The organism is Acinetobacter sp. 1207_04 (assembly GCF_052850415.1).
On the sequence record NZ_VXCQ01000039.1, the window covers coordinates 1 to 1,129 of the forward strand.

At 43.8% G+C, this 1,129-nt stretch carries 1 protein-coding gene; it reads left to right on the forward strand.

Annotation, left to right across the window (positions count from 1 at the left end):
- On the forward strand, positions 1-1,128 hold a 1,128-nt coding region (gene tuf / locus FW754_RS16380), incomplete at its 5' end, for an elongation factor Tu (RefSeq protein WP_446325260.1).
- Position 1,129 lies beyond the last annotated feature (1 nt).

A 1,129-nucleotide genomic window follows, 5' to 3' on the forward strand; every position in this document is an offset into this window, starting at 1 on the left:
GACCATGGTAAAACAACTTTAACAGCTGCAATTGCAACTGTTTGTGCTAAACAGTTCGGTGGCGAAGCGAAAGATTACGCTGCAATTGACTCAGCACCAGAAGAAAAAGCTCGTGGTATTACAATTAATACTTCTCACGTAGAATACGATTCTGTAATTCGTCACTACGCGCACGTAGACTGTCCAGGTCACGCCGATTATGTTAAAAACATGATTACTGGTGCTGCTCAAATGGATGGCGCGATTCTTGTATGTTCAGCGACTGATGGTCCTATGCCACAGACTCGTGAACACATCCTTCTTTCTCGTCAGGTTGGTGTACCTTTCATTCTTGTTTTCCTTAACAAGTGTGACATCGTAGATGACGAAGAGTTAATCGAATTAGTAGAAATGGAAGTTCGTGAACTTCTTTCTACTTATAACTTCCCTGGTGATGACACTCCTGTAATCCGTGGTTCAGCTCTTCTTGCATTGAATGGCGATGAAGGCCCTTACGGTGTTCCAGCTGTTCTTGCTCTTGTTGAAGCGCTTGACACTTATATCCCAGAACCAGAACGTGCAATCGATAAAGCATTCCTTATGCCAATCGAAGATGTATTCTCTATCTCAGGTCGTGGTACAGTAGTAACTGGCCGTGTTGAGTCTGGTATCGTTAAAGTTGGTGAAGAAGTAGAAATCATTGGTATTAAAGATACAGTTAAAACAACTGTAACTGGCGTAGAAATGTTCCGTAAACTTCTTGACGAAGGTCGTGCGGGCGAGAACTGTGGTGTTCTTCTTCGTGGTACTAAACGTGAAGACGTTCAACGTGGTCAAGTACTTGCTAAACCAGGTACAATCAAGCCACACACTAAATTCGATGCAGAAGTATACGTACTTTCTAAAGAAGAAGGTGGTCGTCATACTCCATTCCTTAACGGTTACCGTCCACAGTTCTACTTCCGTACAACTGACGTAACTGGCGCTATCGCTCTTCAAGACGGCGTTGAAATGGTTATGCCTGGTGACAACGTAGAAATGTCAGTAGAACTAATTCACCCAATCGCAATGGACCCAGGTCTACGTTTTGCGATCCGTGAAGGTGGTCGTACAGTTGGTGCTGGTGTTGTTGCGAAAGTAACTGCATAAT